This window comes from Staphylococcus edaphicus, from assembly GCF_002614725.1.
GTDB lineage: Bacteria > Bacillota > Bacilli > Staphylococcales > Staphylococcaceae > Staphylococcus > Staphylococcus edaphicus.
This window is the reverse complement of sequence record NZ_MRZN01000011.1, coordinates 1-18,688: the sequence shown is the minus strand read 5'-3', so window position 1 is coordinate 18,688 and position 18,688 is coordinate 1. Positions and strand designations below refer to the sequence as shown.

22 protein-coding genes are annotated in these 18,688 nt (G+C 31.8%); 5 read left to right on the top strand and 17 right to left on the bottom strand.

Annotated elements, in window-relative coordinates:
- Positions 1 to 343: 343 nt before the first annotated feature.
- On the bottom strand, positions 344 to 1,381 hold the full coding sequence (pglS, locus tag BTJ66_RS07770; protein ID WP_099090402.1) for a 6-phosphogluconolactonase: 1,038 nt from the start codon (positions 1,379 to 1,381) through the stop codon (positions 344 to 346).
- Positions 1,382 to 1,513: 132 nt separating this feature from the next.
- Here pglS and BTJ66_RS07765 point away from each other — a divergent pair, with 132 nt between their 5' ends.
- Positions 1,514 to 1,918, top strand: coding sequence for a YolD-like family protein (locus BTJ66_RS07765; RefSeq protein ID WP_099090401.1), 405 nt, complete (start codon positions 1,514 to 1,516; stop codon positions 1,916 to 1,918).
- Between the two features lie 288 nt (positions 1,919 to 2,206).
- Here BTJ66_RS07765 and BTJ66_RS07760 read toward each other — a convergent pair whose 3' ends face one another.
- On the bottom strand, positions 2,207 to 2,377 hold the full coding sequence (locus BTJ66_RS07760; RefSeq protein WP_099090400.1) for a hypothetical protein: 171 nt from the start codon (positions 2,375 to 2,377) through the stop codon (positions 2,207 to 2,209).
- A gap of 620 nt (positions 2,378 to 2,997) precedes the next feature.
- On the opposite strand from BTJ66_RS07760, the gene BTJ66_RS07755 reads away from it, so the two are divergent.
- Positions 2,998 to 4,038 carry a C45 family autoproteolytic acyltransferase/hydrolase gene (locus BTJ66_RS07755; RefSeq protein WP_099090399.1) on the top strand — a complete coding sequence of 347 codons (1,041 nt, stop codon included), beginning with the start codon at positions 2,998 to 3,000 and terminating at the stop codon, positions 4,036 to 4,038.
- A 62-nt stretch (positions 4,039 to 4,100) separates the two neighbouring features.
- On the opposite strand, the gene BTJ66_RS07750 is transcribed toward BTJ66_RS07755, so the two are convergent.
- The 3 genes from BTJ66_RS07750 to BTJ66_RS07740 all read right to left on the bottom strand — a co-directional run bounded on the left by BTJ66_RS07750 (position 4,101) and on the right by BTJ66_RS07740 (position 6,096).
- The gene (locus BTJ66_RS07750; protein ID WP_099090398.1) at positions 4,101 to 4,952 is read right to left on the bottom strand and encodes a DUF4097 family beta strand repeat-containing protein; all 852 of its coding nucleotides are present in this window, start codon (positions 4,950 to 4,952) and stop codon (positions 4,101 to 4,103) included.
- Positions 4,949 to 5,524, bottom strand: a complete 576-nt coding sequence (locus BTJ66_RS07745) for an HAAS signaling domain-containing protein (RefSeq protein ID WP_238597611.1) — start codon at positions 5,522 to 5,524, stop codon at positions 4,949 to 4,951. The genes BTJ66_RS07750 and BTJ66_RS07745 overlap by 4 nt, the downstream gene beginning before the upstream one ends.
- An 80-nt stretch (positions 5,525 to 5,604) precedes the next feature.
- Positions 5,605 to 6,096: a hypothetical protein gene (locus BTJ66_RS07740; protein ID WP_099090396.1), complete on the bottom strand. Its 492-nt coding sequence runs from the start codon at positions 6,094 to 6,096 to the stop codon at positions 5,605 to 5,607.
- Positions 6,097 to 6,258: 162 nt separating this feature from the next.
- On the opposite strand from BTJ66_RS07740, the gene BTJ66_RS07735 reads away from it, so the two are divergent.
- Entirely contained in the window at positions 6,259 to 6,819 is a 561-nt protein-coding gene (locus BTJ66_RS07735; protein ID WP_099090395.1) for a thioredoxin family protein, read from the top strand.
- An 83-nt stretch (positions 6,820 to 6,902) separates the two neighbouring features.
- On the opposite strand, the gene pmtD is transcribed toward BTJ66_RS07735, so the two are convergent.
- The 7 genes from pmtD to BTJ66_RS13850 form a co-directional block, all read right to left on the bottom strand.
- On the bottom strand, positions 6,903 to 7,631 hold the full coding sequence (pmtD, locus tag BTJ66_RS07730) for a phenol-soluble modulin export ABC transporter permease subunit PmtD (protein ID WP_099090394.1): 729 nt from the start codon (positions 7,629 to 7,631) through the stop codon (positions 6,903 to 6,905).
- Complete coding sequence (gene pmtC / locus BTJ66_RS07725) at positions 7,631 to 8,503, bottom strand: phenol-soluble modulin export ABC transporter ATP-binding protein PmtC (protein ID WP_099090393.1); 873 nt, start codon at positions 8,501 to 8,503, stop codon at positions 7,631 to 7,633. The genes pmtD and pmtC overlap by 1 nt, the downstream gene beginning before the upstream one ends.
- 20 nt (positions 8,504 to 8,523) lie before the next feature.
- The gene (gene pmtB, locus BTJ66_RS07720) at positions 8,524 to 9,186 is read right to left on the bottom strand and encodes a phenol-soluble modulin export ABC transporter permease subunit PmtB (protein WP_099090392.1); all 663 of its coding nucleotides are present in this window, start codon (positions 9,184 to 9,186) and stop codon (positions 8,524 to 8,526) included.
- Between the two features lie 14 nt (positions 9,187 to 9,200).
- A complete protein-coding gene (gene pmtA / locus BTJ66_RS07715) occupies positions 9,201 to 10,088 on the bottom strand; it encodes a phenol-soluble modulin export ABC transporter ATP-binding protein PmtA (protein WP_099090391.1) in 888 nt (295 codons plus the stop codon).
- The gene (pmtR, locus tag BTJ66_RS07710; protein WP_099090390.1) at positions 10,085 to 10,465 is read right to left on the bottom strand and encodes a PSM export ABC transporter transcriptional regulator PmtR; all 381 of its coding nucleotides are present in this window, start codon (positions 10,463 to 10,465) and stop codon (positions 10,085 to 10,087) included. Before pmtR ends, pmtA begins: the two co-directional genes overlap by 4 nt.
- A 207-nt stretch (positions 10,466 to 10,672) precedes the next feature.
- On the bottom strand, positions 10,673 to 10,855 hold the full coding sequence (locus BTJ66_RS07705) for an SE1626 family protein (protein ID WP_099090389.1): 183 nt from the start codon (positions 10,853 to 10,855) through the stop codon (positions 10,673 to 10,675).
- 224 nt (positions 10,856 to 11,079) lie between these two features.
- The gene (locus BTJ66_RS13850; protein WP_099090459.1) at positions 11,080 to 11,175 is read right to left on the bottom strand and encodes a Trp-rich small protein; all 96 of its coding nucleotides are present in this window, start codon (positions 11,173 to 11,175) and stop codon (positions 11,080 to 11,082) included.
- Positions 11,176 to 11,378: 203 nt separating this feature from the next.
- Here BTJ66_RS13850 and BTJ66_RS07695 point away from each other — a divergent pair, with 203 nt between their 5' ends.
- Complete coding sequence (locus tag BTJ66_RS07695; protein ID WP_099090388.1) at positions 11,379 to 12,668, top strand: aminotransferase class I/II-fold pyridoxal phosphate-dependent enzyme; 1,290 nt, start codon at positions 11,379 to 11,381, stop codon at positions 12,666 to 12,668.
- A 48-nt stretch (positions 12,669 to 12,716) separates the two neighbouring features.
- Here the strand turns inward: BTJ66_RS07695 and BTJ66_RS07690 are convergent, their stop codons facing one another.
- The 4 genes from BTJ66_RS07690 to groES all read right to left on the bottom strand — a co-directional run bounded on the left by BTJ66_RS07690 (position 12,717) and on the right by groES (position 16,407).
- Positions 12,717 to 13,184: a bacillithiol transferase BstA gene (locus tag BTJ66_RS07690; protein WP_099090387.1), complete on the bottom strand. Its 468-nt coding sequence runs from the start codon at positions 13,182 to 13,184 to the stop codon at positions 12,717 to 12,719.
- A 249-nt stretch (positions 13,185 to 13,433) separates the two neighbouring features.
- Positions 13,434 to 14,177 (bottom strand): HAD-IIB family hydrolase, encoded by a 744-nt coding sequence (locus BTJ66_RS07685; RefSeq protein ID WP_099090386.1) that lies wholly within the window; start codon positions 14,175 to 14,177, stop codon positions 13,434 to 13,436.
- Positions 14,178 to 14,430: 253 nt separating this feature from the next.
- The gene (groL, locus tag BTJ66_RS07680) at positions 14,431 to 16,053 is read right to left on the bottom strand and encodes a chaperonin GroEL (protein ID WP_099090385.1); all 1,623 of its coding nucleotides are present in this window, start codon (positions 16,051 to 16,053) and stop codon (positions 14,431 to 14,433) included.
- Positions 16,054 to 16,119: 66 nt separating this feature from the next.
- Positions 16,120 to 16,407 (bottom strand): co-chaperone GroES, encoded by a 288-nt coding sequence (gene groES / locus BTJ66_RS07675; protein ID WP_099090384.1) that lies wholly within the window; start codon positions 16,405 to 16,407, stop codon positions 16,120 to 16,122.
- A 178-nt stretch (positions 16,408 to 16,585) separates the two neighbouring features.
- Between groES and mroQ the strand changes: the two genes are divergently transcribed.
- The gene (gene mroQ, locus BTJ66_RS07670; RefSeq protein ID WP_099090383.1) at positions 16,586 to 17,338 is read left to right on the top strand and encodes an intramembrane glutamic endopeptidase MroQ; all 753 of its coding nucleotides are present in this window, start codon (positions 16,586 to 16,588) and stop codon (positions 17,336 to 17,338) included.
- Positions 17,339 to 17,389: 51 nt separating this feature from the next.
- Here the strand turns inward: mroQ and BTJ66_RS13565 are convergent.
- Positions 17,390 to 18,688: SdrH family protein (locus BTJ66_RS13565; protein WP_099090382.1), on the bottom strand; the 1,299-nt coding region annotated here is incomplete at its 5' end.

The following is an 18,688-nucleotide window of genomic DNA, read 5'->3' as shown; positions in this document are numbered from 1 at the left end:
AATACGGCTGGGACATATAAATGTCTCAGCGTTTAAATGATATATTCTTTTAGTTAAATAACGTTATGCAAACTTTTTTAGTATGCCAACTTGTTTTTGGCTTATTTGCCATATTATAATTACTTTATGAATTTCAACAAGCTAGACATTTTTATCTTCTACGGTAAAGCATTCACAAATGATATATTTGTAAAGTCGTCGCTCTACTTGACGACGGCATTGCCAATACACTTAAAAGAGCCCACTATCTTTTCGTAGTAGCTAGCGGGCTCGGTGTTTACCATGTTAGTTCACTAATGGTAAAGTTCATTGTAACAACATTCATATTAAAGATGTAAATATATTATTTTAAAAACTGTACACAAACACCTTCTGGTGCAGTCTCATGATGATCAACAATTTCTAACTTGCCAGTGACTTTATCACGTTTAAAAACAGTCAGTGTATAATCACCTTCTTGATGCGCACAAACTAAATAATCATCAGATTCAGTAATATTGAAATCACGTGGAAATGCACCACCGCTTTTAATGATATCAACTAGTGAAATCGTTGCACCTTCATCCCCCACCTTGAATATTGCAAGACTATCATGACCACGATTACTTATATATAAGAAATTTTGATCTTTTGATATTCTTACTGCTGCTAATTTAGTATCACCATCAAAGTTTTCTGGAATTGTTAGATGTCTTTCGATTTCTGTAAACTGACCGTCCTCATATTTTAAAGTACTTACAACATTTGATAATTCATGTACAAGATAAGCATATCTTCCATTTTCATGAAATACAATGTGTCTTGGGCCATCTCCAGGCTCAAAATCTATAGTAGCATGCACTTTCAATCCTTCGTCTCCATATTCGTACGTAACCACTTTATCTGTCCCTAAATCCATTGCAACAACATAATTTTCATCTGGTGTTGTATTGATATAGTGAACGTGTGGTTGCTCTTGTCTCTCAGAAGGGCCTGTCGGATAGTCATGCGCTAATTCTTGTATTAAACGAACAATTTCTCCAGTTTCTGGATTTGCCTCATACATTCTCGCCAAGCCAGCACCATAAATTGCTTCGAAAATATATTTACCGTCTGGCGATGCAGATACATAGCATCCATTACCAGCCGTTGACGCTAAACATTTATTTATCAGGCTCAATGTACCATCTGCTTCTATTTTCAAACTGGCAATACCACAATCATCGCCTTCTTTTGTTACAGCATATAAAAAGTGATTATGTTGATTTACATATGTGGATGCTTCGAGTTCATAACCAGTTTTAACTTCAACTATTTTACCAGTCTCTTCATCTAGTTGGAAACGGTAAATGCCTTTACCTTCTTTTTTAGTGTATGTTCCAATATAACCTGTTGTCGTCATGTAAACCCCTCCATATCATTATACTATTATTTTAATAGAGATTTATGTTAAAAGACAATATAATGATTTATTCACTTGAAAATAAGAACGTACGTTCGTATAATGGTTATATAATGATTGGAGTGATAACAAATGACTGACTTTAACAATACCGAAACAGACTATAGAAAAATACCTAGAGAACAATTAAACCCAAATATCCCCCAAGGCCGTGGCATGGTCAAATGGGCACCTTTTGCTACTTTACCTGAACAATTTGAGAATATTCAACAATATTTAATAGACCAAAATAAAATTGACCGTCCTATACTGTCAGATGACCAATTAAATGATCTTAATTTACATCTCCATCAGGCGTTCCATTCAGATGCTTTTGTAAATATTGAATATTATCAAAATGGCTGGTTAGAGAATATAAATATAAAGATTAAAAATATCGATATGATACAAATGTTTTTAGAAGGCTATTCTTTAAATAACAGCGCCACTATAAAGCTCTCCCTCTTTGATATTACCAGAATAACAAAGGTTGATTAGTCCTATAATAAGCATCATTTCACCCCAAGACTTCAAACTATAGCAAGTCTGCAATATACAGAAATAAAATATTTAAAACACAAAAAGAGAGTGGGACAGAAATCTAATTTTTATTAAAAAGATTTCGTTGCCTCACTCCCGACATAAATGACTGGAATTGAAATAAGTATAAAGGGACTACCCTGAACACTATTGCTCATGCATAAGTCACCTAACCATATGAAATAAGACTGGGACAAATCAATGACGTCCCAGTCTCTAAAAAACACTATTCATGTTTTTAATCAATTAATTATTAGATTCGATATCTGAAATAATTTCTTTTGTTTTGCTTTCGATATCTTCAAAGTCTTTTTTGAAAATATAAGCGAATACAACCGCACCGATTCCTGCTACTAAAGATAAAGTAAGGATAGTACCGAATACAAATTTAAATAAACCTTTAATAAAATTCCACATTCTATTTCACCTCAATATATTATTAACATCACTATTATTAATGATAGCATATTTAATTACATCAATAAATATATACCTGTTTTTTCATTATTTTATTTAACATATCAGCGATGTGATTTTATGATATTATTGTACTAACGTTTATATATATCACTACAAATGACATGCCAATAATAGTAGTTCAATAACTTAATAATAACAGAACACCACTATAAATTGCATTTATATGGTTTTCAAAACAATAATGGGCATGTATTAAATACATTAACAGTTTTAAAATTCATATAAATTGCGTATAATGGCCGGATAATTAAACTAACTCGTGTATATATCGATATCACTAGAACCTAAGATATTGCAACACAAAAAAGAGTGAGCTGAATACAGCAACTCACTCAAGCATTGCGATTTTATTTATTTCCACCAAGTGCCTACTACATCTTTAATAACATCGTAATAACTTTCCATTAGCAATCACCTCATTAAAAATAAAAATACCTTAATCAGTCGTCGTTGTTATTTTTAATGATAAAGTTTAATCCAATGTAATGCAATTAACACTGAGTTACATTAAAGTTACAATTTTGTAAGATTACACAAATAAAATAGGAGTTTTTATAATGCAAAGCGTAAAATCAGATATTTTAACGCATCGTGGTTCACACTTTGACCTAGGTATACAAACCGCACAATGGATGCAACATACACCACTGTTAAAAAATAGAGAAAAAGAATGGAAAAAACGCATGCCACGCTTTGATATTCATATCAAAGCAACATATGATATTTTTCAAATATACGCACCTCAAATATGGGAAGAAATACGAGGCATGCAAGAAGTACTTAATCTACCTACAAGCCAAATGATTTTAAATTTTGCTCATTACCGCTTCACACCGTTGAAGCATAGTGGCTGTACAGTCTATTTGGGCCAAGACTATATGGTACGTAATTATGACTACCATCCCGCTACATATGATGGTCGTTATTTATTATTTCAACCAAATGATGGTGGTTTAGCACAAATTGGCCCAACCTCACGTGTCACCGGTAGAATGGATGGAATGAATGAAACAGGTTTAGCAATGGGATATAACTTTATGCATCGTAAACATCCCGGTGATGGCTTCGTTTGCTACATGATTGGCAGACTCATATTGCAATATTGCAAAGATGTTCCTGAGGCCATTAAATTGTTAAAAGAAATACCTCATAGAAGTTCATTTAGTTATATTGTGATGGATAAACATTTAAATCATGCAATTATTGAAGTGTCACCACGAGCAATTGATGTGCGTTATGATAATACATGTACAAACCACTTTAAATTGCTCACTCATGAAAATAGAAATTATACAAAGGAATCCACAGAACGGTTGGATAGATTAATTAAACAAGTACCTACACAATTAGAAAAAACAGACGCCTTTACATTATTTAATAATCCTGAATTTGAAATTTACAGCAAATTATTTAAAAGTTGGTCTGGCACCATACACACAAGTATGTATGAACCACAGTCCTTAACCACCCATATCGCTTTAGGTGAAAATCAAATACCTACTAAAATTGACTTTCAACAATGGTTGAATGGTGAACCTCTAAAAATTAACGAACTCACAGGACAAATTGATACCGATTTGACATTTGCCACATACTAAAATAAAAAGAGAGCGGGAAAAGAAATCTTGAGCAAACCTCGATTTCTATCCCACTCTCTACTTTAATTGATATGAATATCACCGTCTAAAGTATAGAATTCCAGTACGTTATTACCTGAACCTACTCTATCATTTTCAAAGCTTTGATTATTAACCTTAGCTTTGCCTTTTTCAGGATTTAATTTAAGCAACGTATCTTCCGGCTTTTTATTATATGACATCTTAATATCACCATGCTGGGTTGATGCTTTAAAAGCAGAATCAATATCCATCTTACTTAGGTTGATAACACCATCCTTAGCAGATAGCACACCACCTTTGATTAATGATTGTTGTCCTGTAATGTTTGCATCATTTGTTTTTATATTAGCGTCTAAAATCTCGCTGTGGTTAAAATGAACAGGTGATTTCAAACCTCTATGAACTAACTTTCCAATTGATGAATTATTAATGTTAACACGTGATATATTGGACTCTGTCATTGATAAATCCGCATTTTTGATATTTATATTTTGTATATTAACCTCTCTAACAGTATTGGAAACTTTTATATCATCAATTTGTTCACTTGGCATTGTTATAGTAACCTCACCATATATTTGCCTGAATGGATTGAAATTCAAGCCATAATTATCTACTTTTTCATTTATTTCATGAACCCTTAATTCATTATCTTCTTTACTTATATTAACTTTGCACTGTCCTCTGTAATTTACCGTGAACTTATCGCCTTTTACAATATTAACTTTAGTGGTTATTCCTCTGTAATTTAAAGAATCAATCGATTTATCGGTAAAGGTTTTATCTATAGTATTTATTTTATTATTTTGTTTTTCAAAGCCAAACCACATTATACATCCTAAAAGAAAACAGACGACGAACAAACTTAAACCACTCAAAAATAATTTCTTCATTCTTCTGCACTTCCTTTGATCGTTCTGATATTCCAGCGTAAATATTTTAATATCAAGCGGTACACCAGTTCTGCCAACTTCGCAATAATTACAAACAACACAATGCCTAAGCCACTAAATGAAAATGCAAACAAATAATTACTAATCGCTTGGCTGAACATGCTATTTAGCAACCCATGAATGATAAGCAACAATGGACTGATTACTAAGACCATTGCAGCCAATAACAATAGCAACATAAAACCAGCAACAAATATCATCGGTATTAGGATAATTACTAGTGATAAAATCCCCATACCTAAAGAAGCCATGATAGCTCTTAAAATTGTCCTAGCATTCGTTCGATATTCTGCCGATACAATTGCACTTCTTGCATTTATTTCTTTACCTATTTTTTTAGGTGGTTCAAGTGCTCCAATGATTTGATATTCATTTTTTCCTTCACGTTCTTGCTCAAAAAAATATTGCTCGTATTCATACATTACATTATCGCGCTCAGCCCTTGGTAAATTATCCAGTTCTTGTTCAAGTTCATTCAAAAAAGTAATTTTATCCAAATTATCTACCGCCATTCAATTTCTAGAGTCGACTTCTTATATTATGTAAAATTAAAGAATGGCAATTATCTGAAAAAATCACCATTCTTTAATTATTATTTTGTGTAAATTTCAATCTTTTTTATTTTATCATGTTTGTGCATAATAGATAACTTTGTATGACTATTTTTATCATAATATGTCATCAAATAATACGAATTACGTAATTTTTTTTGTTTATAGTTATTGCCTAATTCACGAACAACATCTTGAACATGACCTTCAATTTCCCCACCAAAATTTGTCTTAACTTTAGTGTTTTTGAGAAGTGACATACCTTTTAGTTTGTTATTAGCTTTATTAACTTTAAATACTAAGTCCGGTTGATTATATTTTTCATAAAATTTATATTTTTTCAAAACAATATCATCAAATTCTATCAATTGATTCTTGTCAACTGTTGAATTTAAGTGCATATCGTCAATAGTAATATGTGATAAATCAGTGGATTGTTCACTTTTTAAATAATTTACAAGCAGCAAAGTGCCAACACCCATCAACAAAAAAATACTCAATATAACCAATCTATTTATCTTATACCTATTCACAGACTTTCAACTCCATTTACTTAATCAATATAGCATATGCAATTGTCACTTTCATCTTATAAGAATGCTGCTAAATACATAACTTTTCAAAGTATTTAAAATTTTCTTTCATATAAAATAATTGATATAATAATATCTAATAAGCTAAAGGGGGAAATACTTATGACAAGTTTAGAAACTTATTTCGAAAACAGTCAACCACTTGATCAATATATCGAGGTGATGACTAAAAACAAAGAGAACGTTCTATCAATATATAACTCTTTCTCTTTACCTTCATCTGATGACCGTATTGAAAAAATTAAATCATTAAATTATTCAAAAGTGTTAGTTATCACGGAAGATTGGTGTGGCGATGCGATGATGAATCTACCCATCTTAAAACATATTAGCGAAGCTTTAAATTTAGAAGTTCGTGTATTCCATCGTGATGAAAACACTAATTTAATAGATCAATATTTAACAAATGGTACGGCTCGATCAATACCTATTTTTGTTTTTCTTAATGACGACTTTGAACAAGAAACGGTTTGGGGCCCTCGCGCTAGACAAGTTCAACACTTTGTTGAAGAGACACGTTCGAATGTACCTTCGAAAGATGATCCTACATTTGAAGACAAATCTGCGGAAGCACATGCTGTCATGACAAACCGTTACAAAACAGATTCTCAACTTTGGAACTATGTATATGACTCAATATTAGATAAATTAATCATTAAATAATTAAAAGACGTATGAATTATGCTGATTTAACCGCAAATTCATACGTCTTTTTTATTTTGACTTATATATCGGTTATCATTATTTTAAATATCTTTCTTAGAAGAATAGAAAATATTTACAATAAATAATATTACTATTGACGCTGAAGTAATAAACCATTGCCAATTTGTGAATGTGTAGTCACCAGATGTTGTCTTAGAAGTTAAATAGCTAAACGGTATATATTTTAATGAATCTTGGATATTGTCACCAATTTTCGGAATCATTGGTAGAAACGGCTCTGCGAACGGAACGATTAACACCAAGAAAATACCGAGTGTAAAAATCAATGCTGTTTTCGGTACAATAAGTGAAAATAGATATAGCAATAATCCAAAGAATAAATGGAACATTAAAAAGAACCAAAGTAATTCGAATGCTTTATTAGTTGTAATATTTTTCCCATCAACGATACCTTGGACAATCAATACAAATGCTACAAGCACTGCTGTAATAAGAATTGCAATTAATATGATAGAAATAACTTTTGCCACAACATAACCGATACGGCTTGATGTTTTATTCATGTAGAGCTGTATCGTTCCCTGTGAAATATCACGTGTAATTGTTTTTATTACAAATAGTAAGCCCATAATTGAAAAGAACCAACTACCAATTGAGAGTAATGTATTACCATTTATTTCATCTGACTGTTGAACAAATAATATTGTGAAACCGACTAATGGTAAAATAGTCAAAAGTAATGCTAAGTATGTTAATGGACTTTTAAAAATACTATACATATCATATTTTACGAGTTGTAAACTATTCATTATTGGCCACCTTTCTGATTAATATTGAAGTAAGTATCACGTAATGAACTCTTACGTGTTTCAATAAATTTAGGGAAAATTTCTTTGCTTGCTAAACCTTTTAATACTTCTTTGTAGCTACTTTGTGCATTGATAATCACTTCACCGCTAGCTTCTTGTGTTTGTATTACATTAAATTTCTCTTTTAAGAACGCTAATCCAGATTCAAAATCATCTTTTTCAAATATGATTACTGTAGAATCAGACGGTGTACCTTCCTTCATATTTACATCTTGAACGAATTTACCATCACGTAAAAATACCGCTCTATCACAAATTAATTCAATATCTTCAAGTTTATGACTAGAAATTAAAATTTTCATTTCTAACTCTTTTACAAGTGATTGAATTGTTTTGAGTACATCTATAGAACCATCTGGGTCCATACCATTTGTTGGTTCATCTAGAATTAAATACTTGGGCTTATTCATTAACGAGACAGCAATCGCTAATTTTTGTTTCATCCCCATTGAGTATTTTTTCACTTTCTTTTTAACATAAGGTCTCATACCAAACGCATCAATAATTTGATCCGCATATTTTTTATCAAAACCATCGCCAAGTACGTTAGCGAAGAGTTTTAAATTATATAAACCTGTTTTATTATCATACAATTTAGGGTGTTCAATTAAATAGCCAACATTTTGTTTATTACCTAGCTTAACATCCCCTTTAAAATTGATAATATTTCCGTTCATTACTTTCATTAGTGTCGTTTTTCCGACACCATTTTTACCAATTAAACCAACTATTTGACTTTGACCAAAATCAAAATCAATATGATCCAGAACATTATTATTACCATAGGTTTTTGTTATATTCTTTAATTGCATAAATGCGCCTCCTTTTAAAGTTAATTCACTTTTTTATACTGAATAATATAATTTGTTATTAAAAATATAATACTTAATGCTAAAAAGCCATAATTAAAAACTGGTTCAAAGTAATCAAGCATTGTTAGCTTTATGTTGAATAGCATAAGTACTGCTAATGTTACAAGTACGGCAATGATTGGAATTATGAGTAACATCACAAGTAAATACATTAAATAAGAAATATTTTCCGATTTTTGTTCACTATATTTTTTAAATGCGATTGGTATCGCAAAGAAGTTAATAGCGATATAAGAATACGGTAAAGTGATGTCAATATTGATATCACTTGCAGCTACATTTGAATTCGGCACATTGAATAACGATAATATGCCAGCTCCAATTAATGTGAATAAAATGAGCGTGATATAGTTTGCATTTAACATCTCTTTTTTCGATACTGGTAGACTACCAAAAAAATCATACGCCTTTGCATGACCTAATTTACTATTCAATCGGAATGTATGACCAGAATCAAGAACAGAAACAAATAATAAAATCATGGCAACTAAAGAATACATAACTTTTGTAATGATTGAATTGTTCTCAATTACTAATTGTAAAGGGGAAATCAATAACAATATGGCATAAATGACGATTGTCCATTTACGTAACTTTACATTTCTAATTAGTAAATTTTTCATCTAATGGCCTCCCACTATATCATTTCATCATTACTATGCTTATTCTTAATTTTTCCTTTTTCGAGGTAAACCATTAGCTCTTCAATCGTCGGATTTGTTATTGCGACTTCACTACCAAATAACTCTTTGAACACATTAGCATGTGTCGTTAGTGCTGTAAAACCAGTATGGTTATATTCAATATAATGCGTTAAATCAATTAACTCATTATCTAGTTGCTTTGGATCGCCTTTAACAATTTGGAATTGGTTTAGTATATCATCTAAAAATTGATTTAAAATGACTTCTCCATCTTTGATATATACTAAATAGTCAGCAATTTTTTCCAAATCTGAGATGATATGCGTTGAAATAAAGACTGATTTATTTTCATCTATCAACTCTTCTTGAATAACATCCAATACTTCATTTCTAACAATAGGATCAAGACCAGAAGTCGGCTCGTCTAGAATAAATAGTTCTGCATGATGACTAAACGCAATCGCGATTGATAGTTTCATTTTCATACCTGTAGAAAATGATTTGATTTTCTTATCTTTCGGTAAATCGAATTTTTCAAGAAAAAAATCAAAACGCGTATCATCCCAATGACTATAAAAAGGTGCAATATATGATTCGATTTTTTTTACAGTCCATTTATCATTTAAATATAATTCAGAATAAATGAAACCAATTTTATTTTTTAGTTCTACTGCATGATGACTCATACTTTTATTAAATAAAAGTATTTGACCGTTATTTGGTTCAATCAAATTCATTATTAATCTAATTATCGTGGTTTTACCCACACCATTGGCTCCAATGAATCCAGTCACAAATCCTTGAGGAACTCGAAAAGAAACGTCATTTAACTTGAATTCTTTATGCTGATAGCTAACAGCATTTAATTCGATTGCGTTCATTCTTCGCCCTCCTCAAAAATCAGCTCTATGATTTCTTGCAATTCAGAGAGGGACATCCCAATCGTCTTTGCTTCGTTACTCATTGATTTAGCTAATGACTCAATAACGATAAATTGTTTTTCTTTTAAAATTGAACTATCTTGCTCTTTAACATAAGTACCTTTTCCTCTAACAGTATAAACAAAACCATCTTTTTCCAAATCTTCATACGCACGTTTCGTAGTTATAACGCTAACACTTAAATCATGTGCTAATTCTCTCATAGACGGTAAATGTTCTCCTGGAGCAACATAGCCTTTTAAAATATTCTCCTTAATTTGTTGCTTAATTTGTTCATAAATAGGCCGTTCACTATTATTTTTTAAGAGTATTTTCATGGACGTCCTCCCCTACAACTGTATATACACAATATATACAATATATACACACTTGTAAAGAACAAATTACTAATTAATTGCATACATTTTATTATTTTTTATTTTAATACCTTTACGCGCATTGTTATCAAGTATTTCAAAAAAAACTATAATTAAGGATTCGCTTCATGTGAACTTAGCATCATCCTAATTATAGTTTTTGTATTTTTATTTTTGATTTTTCTTCTTACGTCTATTATTATTTCTATTAATAAACGCACAAACCATAAACATAATTGCCGCAATTAGCAATTTAATTCCTGAATCTTCTTGTCCAGTTGCCTGTAAATAATAGCCAACAATGAATAAGACGATAGCAATAATTACAAAGATTTTTGTTAAATGTTTCATCTCTTCACCTCAAATAACATCATTGTATCAAATTTTGTGAGTGAATACTAAGCCTCTCTACTTGAAACCTAATAACTGTTTTATTTACGTGAGTTATATCCGTAATAAAATAAATTGATTGCAGTATTTTATTACGGATGATAAAATTGTAATTGTATCCACGGATTATATTACACAACCCCAAGTCTGGGCCAACAGACTTGGGGTTTTTTGTGTAAGGCCACCTATTTGTCTTTCCATTTACTTTCTAGCCAAACACGGAAAACAACAAGTAAGCTACCTGTTAATAAAGTTGTAATCATTTCTTGCCACCACGTGATCATATTACACCTCCCACAGAAAAAAGTACCATGTAGGAATTCGATGGCCTATTCATATTCTAACATAAAACAGAACATATGTTCGTATAAAAGTGTAGATTTTATAAATTTTCATTTATTATAGTCACTTAACTTTAATTTTAAGCTATTTCAAGATAATATAAAGATATCATTGAAATAGTAAAAGAGAGGTTGACCTACATATGAATCCTTTAGCTTTAGATTTAAATGAACAATTATCTAAATCAAACCCCGAAATTGCAGATATGCTATCTGACCTAGGAAAATTAATGTATTATCCAAAAGGTATTTTATCTCAATCTGCAGAAGCAAAATCCACGAAATATAATGCGACAATCGGTATGGCAACTTATAAAAACAGTAAAATGTATGCTGATACTTTAAATGGTGTATTTTCAAATTTAGATCCAGATGAAATCTTTCCGTATGCCCCACCACAAGGTATAGAACCCTTACGTGATTTATGGCAACAAAAAATGCTTAAAGAAAATCCTGATTTAAATGTAGCTGATATGACAAGACCAATAGTTACAAATGCATTGACACACGGGTTATCAATAGTAGCAGATATGTTCATAGATAGTGGCGATACAATTTTATTACCTACACATAATTGGGGAAACTATAAATTAGTTTATAGCACTAGACATAGTGCCGATATCGAAACTTATGATATTTTTGATGATGCCGGTCACTTCACTACCGAGAACTTAGTTGCAACATTGGAAAATTACACGAAAGATAAAGTAGTACTGATTTTAAATTATCCCAACAACCCGACAGGTTATACACCTACCACAGATGAAGTGAAAACAATTGTTAGCGCTATTAAATCTTTAGCTGAACGAGGTACTAATGTAATTGCTTTAATAGACGATGCTTATTACGGATTATTCTACGAAGATGTCTATACGCAATCATTATTTACTGCCTTGACTAACTTACATTTAGATAATTTATTGCCTATTAGATTGGATGGTGCAACAAAAGAATTCTTCGCTTGGGGTTTACGCGTAGGTTTCATAAGTTTTGGTGTATCAAATGAAACAACCAAACAAGTTCTAGAGGCAAAAGTAAAAGGACTCATCAGAAGTAATATCTCAAGTGGCCCAATGCCATCACAAAGCGCAGTCAAGTATGTATTAGAACACGCTGACACATTCGAAAAAGAAATTCAGAAAAATATTGATACTTTACAAGCAAGATATGAAGTTACTAAAGCAGTCGTTTATGACACGAGATACGCGCCATATTGGAAAGCTTACGACTTTAATTCAGGTTACTTCATGGCTTTAAAAGTTCATGGTGTAGACCCTGAACAATTACGCTTACATCTCATCAATGAATATTCTATCGGCATCATCGCACTTAATGATACAGATATTAGAATCGCATTTAGTTGTGTTGAAAAAGATGATATTCCACATGTGTTTGATTCTATTGCAAAAGCAATTGCAGATTTACAAAAATAATTATTCTATTTAAAAGGGAGCATGTCTCAAATGACATGCTCCCTTTTTCTATTGCTGTTGTTTAAGTACACGCGACATTTCTTCAATTTTTCCAGCATGTAACGGAATATGAATAGCATTAAGTACTAATAATTCATTTAAAGTACTACAACCCGCTATTGTCTCTGTAAGTTCTTGTTCTAATTGCTCATCCGTAAGTTTTCGAGCACAATCAGGCAATGTCTTTATATGTTTAAATATTTCATCAATCGAAGGTACATCGCTATCTCCCCATTTATCAGGTGAAGAACCGTACCCAAATAAACTAGTGTATTTAGTAATATCAATTTCATTTTGTTCGCATAATGACAACGCACTTTCAAAAATAGTTAGCACATGTCCATACTGCCAATGAATTGTATTGGGAAAGGCAGCAATTTTATCATCTAATACTTGTTCATTGCTCCAATTGTCATAGCCAGACAAAAGATAATTAACACCTGTATCGATAATCTCATAAACTGTTGGTTTTGTCATATTTTGACTTCCCTTCTTAATTAAAAAATTAGAAACATAACCTAACTGTATAAAAACCGTTACTAATTATACTCACATACTTTACCCTAATCGATTAAAAATTATTCATTTCATTGTTATAATTTCAAATATTATAAGTTAAAACTTCATTTCATTTTGACATACTAAATTTCTAAATGAAAATACTAAATATCTATTTTGAATTTCCATCACCATTTGTTTATCCTAAATTAATTCTATAACTGTAAGTTAAAAACAATGTAATGATTTTGCTACAGAAGTAGCGTTGTTATTTACTAATTCTATATTATCAAAATCTATTTCTTCTAATCCTTTTCCTACATAAAAAGACTTTTTAGCATTTTTAAGTAATTCATAATCATTTATGTCGTTCCCATATGCTATATAAGTTTGATTTCCTATTACCTTTTTTAACGTAGAAAACTTATTAACATCTTTAGCAGTTATATCTATGTTTTTATCTTTCTTATGATAATTAATAGATAAGCAATCATTATACTTTTGAAAAATTTTTTCTAATTTCGTATATAATTGTTCAGGTACATCAATTAATATAATCTTTATAGGTTTCTTAATTTGATCCATACTAACATTATTAGCCAATTTATCTGGATCCAATTGCCTGTAAATTTTGTTCTTCGGATTTACATGTGCTGAATAATTGAATTTTCCATCAATAATATAGTTTATACAATTCTCTTTAATAATTTTCTTAATCTCTGTGAATTCATTTTGCGGAATTTGTTCTATTATTGAAATATCATTCTTTTTAGATATAATCGATCCATTACCACCAATTAAAAGATGATTCTTAAAATCTTTAACTACTGGAACTAAATCTCTTATTGGACGAGCAGATGCAAATATGATTTGGTGTTCTGTTTCTAACCTATTAATTTCTCTATGTAATTCTGGTTCTATAAACTTTCCATTAAAACAAATAGTTCCATCTACATCTAGCACAAATAACATATATACCTCCTTTAACTACAATATTATTATGTATTGAATTGCAGTTTATTACAATTAAAACACAATATTTACAAGACTATTCAATCATTGTTATAGCCCTTTACATATCAAATGGTTGAATTAATAAAAAAGACGCTTCCAAAGATTAGTAACCTCATGAAAACGCCTCAAAAGAATTATTTTAAAATTTCTATACCCAAATTATGACCGTTGGATAATTGATTTGCTTTTAAATCAACGTTCATTGGTCTTTTTACATCATGCCTGGCATGCCGCCCATACCAGCTTGTGCATCGTTATTGTTTTCTTCTGGAATATTAGCAACTACTGCTTCTGTAGTTAGGAACATTGCAGCGACACTTGCAGCATGTTGAAGTGATGAACGTGTTACTTTTGTTGGATCAACGATACCCGCTTCTAACATATTCACCCATTCGTTTGTAGCGGCATTAAATCCAACACCAACTTCGGCATTTTTAAGTCTTTCGACAATAATTGAACCTTCTAAACCAGCATTTTCAGCAATTTGACGAACTGGTGATTCTAATGCTTTCAATACAATATTAATACCTGTTGCAACATCGCCTTCTGCTTCAATTGAAGCGACTTTATCGTAAATATTCATGAATGCTGTGCCACCACCAGCTACAATACCTTCTTCAACTGCAGCTCTTGTAGAGTTTAATGCATCTTCAATACGTAATTTACGTTCTTTTAATTCTGTTTCACTCGCTGCACCAACTTTAATTACAGCAACACCACCTGCTAACTTAGCTAAGCGTTCTTGTAATTTTTCTTTATCAAATTCAGAATCAGTTTCTTCAATTTGAGCTTTAATTTGGCTTACACGTGCATCGATACTATTTTGATCTCCATCACCATCTACGACTGTTGTGTTATCTTTTGTAATTTCAGCTTTATTGGCAGTACCTAACATGTCCATTGTAGCTTCTTTTAATTCTAAACCTAAGTCATCAGTAATCACTTGCGCACCTGTTAAGATAGCTAAATCTTCTAGCATAGCTTTACGACGATCTCCGAAACCTGGTGCTTTCACGGCAACAGCAGTAAATGTACCACGCATACGGTTAAGTACGATGTTTGTTAATGCATCACCTTCTACATCATCGGCTACAATTAGAATAGGACGATTTGATTGTACAACTTGTTCCAATAACGGCAAGATGTCTTGGAAAGATGAAATCTTTTTATCAGTGATTAAAATATATGGTTTTTCAAGGTCAGCCACCATTTTATCCGAATCTGTTACCATATATGGTGATTGATAACCACGGTCGAATTGCATACCTTCTACTACTTCTAATTCCGTATTGAAACCGCTAGATTCTTCAATAGTAATAACGCCATCGTTACCTACTTTTTCCATAGCTTCAGAAATATATTTACCTATTTCTTCATCAGCTGCTGAAATCGAACCAACTTGTGCAATTTCATTTTTATTGTCTACATTTTGAGAAATTTCGTGTAACGCATTTATAGCAACATCGACAGCTTTATCGATGCCTTGTCTTAGACCAACGGGATTTGCACCACTTGTTACGTTTTTCAAACCTTCTTGAATCATTGCTTGCGCTAATACAGTAGCTGTTGTAGTACCATCACCAGCAATTTCATTTGTTTTATTTGCTACTTCTTGAACCAATTTAGCTCCCATATTTTCATATGGATCTTCTAGTTCAATTTCTTTCGCAATCGTTACACCATCATTAGTGATAAGTGGTGATGTATATTCTTTATCCAATACGACATTACGTCCTTTAGGACCAATTGTAACCTTAACGGCATTTGCTAATTTGTCTACGCCTTTGAGCATTGATTGACGTGCGTCTTCAGAAAATTTTAAATCTTTCGCCATAATTCTTATACCTCCATGATGTTTCTGTAATAATTATTATTTATTTAAAATTTGTTTATATATTAATTACGATTCAATAATTGCTAATATGTCTTCTTCGTTAACGATTAAATATGTTTCGTCTCCACGCTTTACTTCTGTTCCAGCAAATTGTTGGAATACTACATTATCGCCTTCGTTTACTTCAGGAGCAACACGAGAACCATCTTTTAAAATACGTCCTGCACCTACTGCAATTATCGTACCTTCGTTGGATTTCTCTTTAGCACTATCGGTTAATACGATACCGCTCTTAGTTGTTTGCTCTTGCTCTGTTTTTTGAATAATTACTCGGTTACCTAATGGCTTTAACATTTTTCGTTCCTCCTCAAAAGTTTAAAATGTTAGCACTTTAAGTTAGTGAGTGCTAATGTACTTCTATAATAATCAAATTTGGTCAACATTTCAAGTTAAAACTATTATCGGCTTAATTTTGTATAAACAGTGATTTTGCGATAAAATAGAATATAATTAAATTTTTTGGAGGTTCATTATGTCTCGTTTATGGGTGTCCATATTGACATTAGTTATTTATGGGTTAGCACAATTCGGAGTTGTTATTTTACATGCGGCTGACCTATTTAACAATTTAAGTAGTAAAGAACTGCTCTATGCTAATATTTATACACAAGTTAGCTTATTTATTGTAGCTGCTTTTTTAATTATTCTTATCAACAACTTTATTTCTAATCCTACCCGATTAGAGCAACAAACGAAAAAAAAGAAACGCTACGTTATTGTTTGGGCAATTGTTGGCTATTTCGTAGTCATGATTTATCAAGTCATAGCAGGTATGATTAATATGTATGTGTTTGGCGCCCCTCAATCAAGCCCAAATACTGAGAGATTGATGAAAGTGGCACAAGAAATCCCATTATTCATCATCTTAATTTCAATCGTGGGTCCAATACTTGAAGAATTTGTTTTCAGAAAAGTTATCTTTGGTGAAATTTACAATTTAATAAATGCAAATAAAACAATAAGGTTTTTAATTGCAGCCATTGTAAGTTCCGTCATTTTTAGTGCAGCACATGCTGACCCTTCCTTTTTTATAATCTACTTTGGTATGGGATTTATTTTCTCAGCATTGTATGTATATACTAAACGAATATGGGTACCTATTTTAGTGCATATGATGCAGAATGGTTTTGTTGTCATCATACAAGTATTGATTGGTCCAGAAAAAATTAAAGAACTTCAAGAATCAACATCTTTTATATTTCATTTATTAATTTTTATAATGTAGATACATAAAGGGAAGTACGTCGTAGTCATCTATGACGCACTTCCCTTTTTATTATGCTTTACTTTTAATGTATTTATTATTTTTACGGCGAACAAAATAACCGACAACAACACCAATAAAAATGATTATCATCGCTGTAATTAACGCAAATAATGTTCGTTCGAATTTCACGTCGATAGTGTTTCTCGTATCTTCATCTTTTGTGTGTGTCATTTCTTCATCACTACTTGCATGATATTCATACTTACCTGAAGCATTTTTATTCTTTGGTTTCTTCAAATCTGGCATTGACCCTATATCACCAGTAATCAAAGCCAATACTTGTTTATCTAAATTCTTATAATATTCTCTGGATTTCAATAGATTAAAATATTGAAATTTAAAATAATTTGTATCTTTTTGTAATTCATTTAAAAATGCATTATCTTCAAAATTTTGTTTTCTTAATACCGCTGTTATCTCACTATCAGAAACTTTTTCTTTATTACTACTTAATTGCTTAACTTGATTTAGTACGAATGGATTATATTTAAAAGAGCCAGTTGTCATTTGATTAAATCTAGACATTAATTGGTGATTATTTGCGCCCAGATGCTGGTTAGGTGGTTTCTCTTGTTGTACATTAGGCTGGTCAGCACGATTTGAATCAGAAACGTACGAACTGTTATTTGTACTATAGCTTGAATGATTATTCGAAGTATTGTCTGAATTCGTATGGTTTGTGCCTATATTACTATTGGCGATTTGATTTGAATTGCCATGGTTATTTGTTACTGGTCCTGACGGTTCGTTACTACTACTGGGTCTCTCTGAATTATTTGATGGTTTAAGGCCACCACCTTGGTTATTAGGTTTATCCTGAGTTCCGGATCCATCACCTTGGCCATTTGGTTTATCTGGATTTTCGGTTTCTCCACCAGTTCCACCTGAGTGTCCTGGATTCTCACTACCCCCGCCTTGGCCATTTGGTTTATCTGGATTTTCGGTTCCTCCACCACTTCCACCTGAGTGTCCTGGGTTCTCACTACTTCCGCCATGATCATTTGGCTTATCTGGATTTTCGGTTCCTCCACCACTTCCACCTGAGTGTCCTGGATTCTCACTACTTCCACCATGCTCATTTGGCTTATCTGGATTTTCGGTTCCTCCACCACTTCCACCTGAGTGTCCTGGATTCTCACTACTTCCACCATGATCATTTGGCTTATCTGGATTTTCGGTTCCTCCACCACTTCCACCTGAGTGTCCTGGATCTTCACTGCCTCCGCCTTGTCCATTCGAGTTATCCTGGTCTTCTGATCCTTCTTCATTACCACCTGGTTGTTCGGGGTCTTCATTACCGCTATCTTG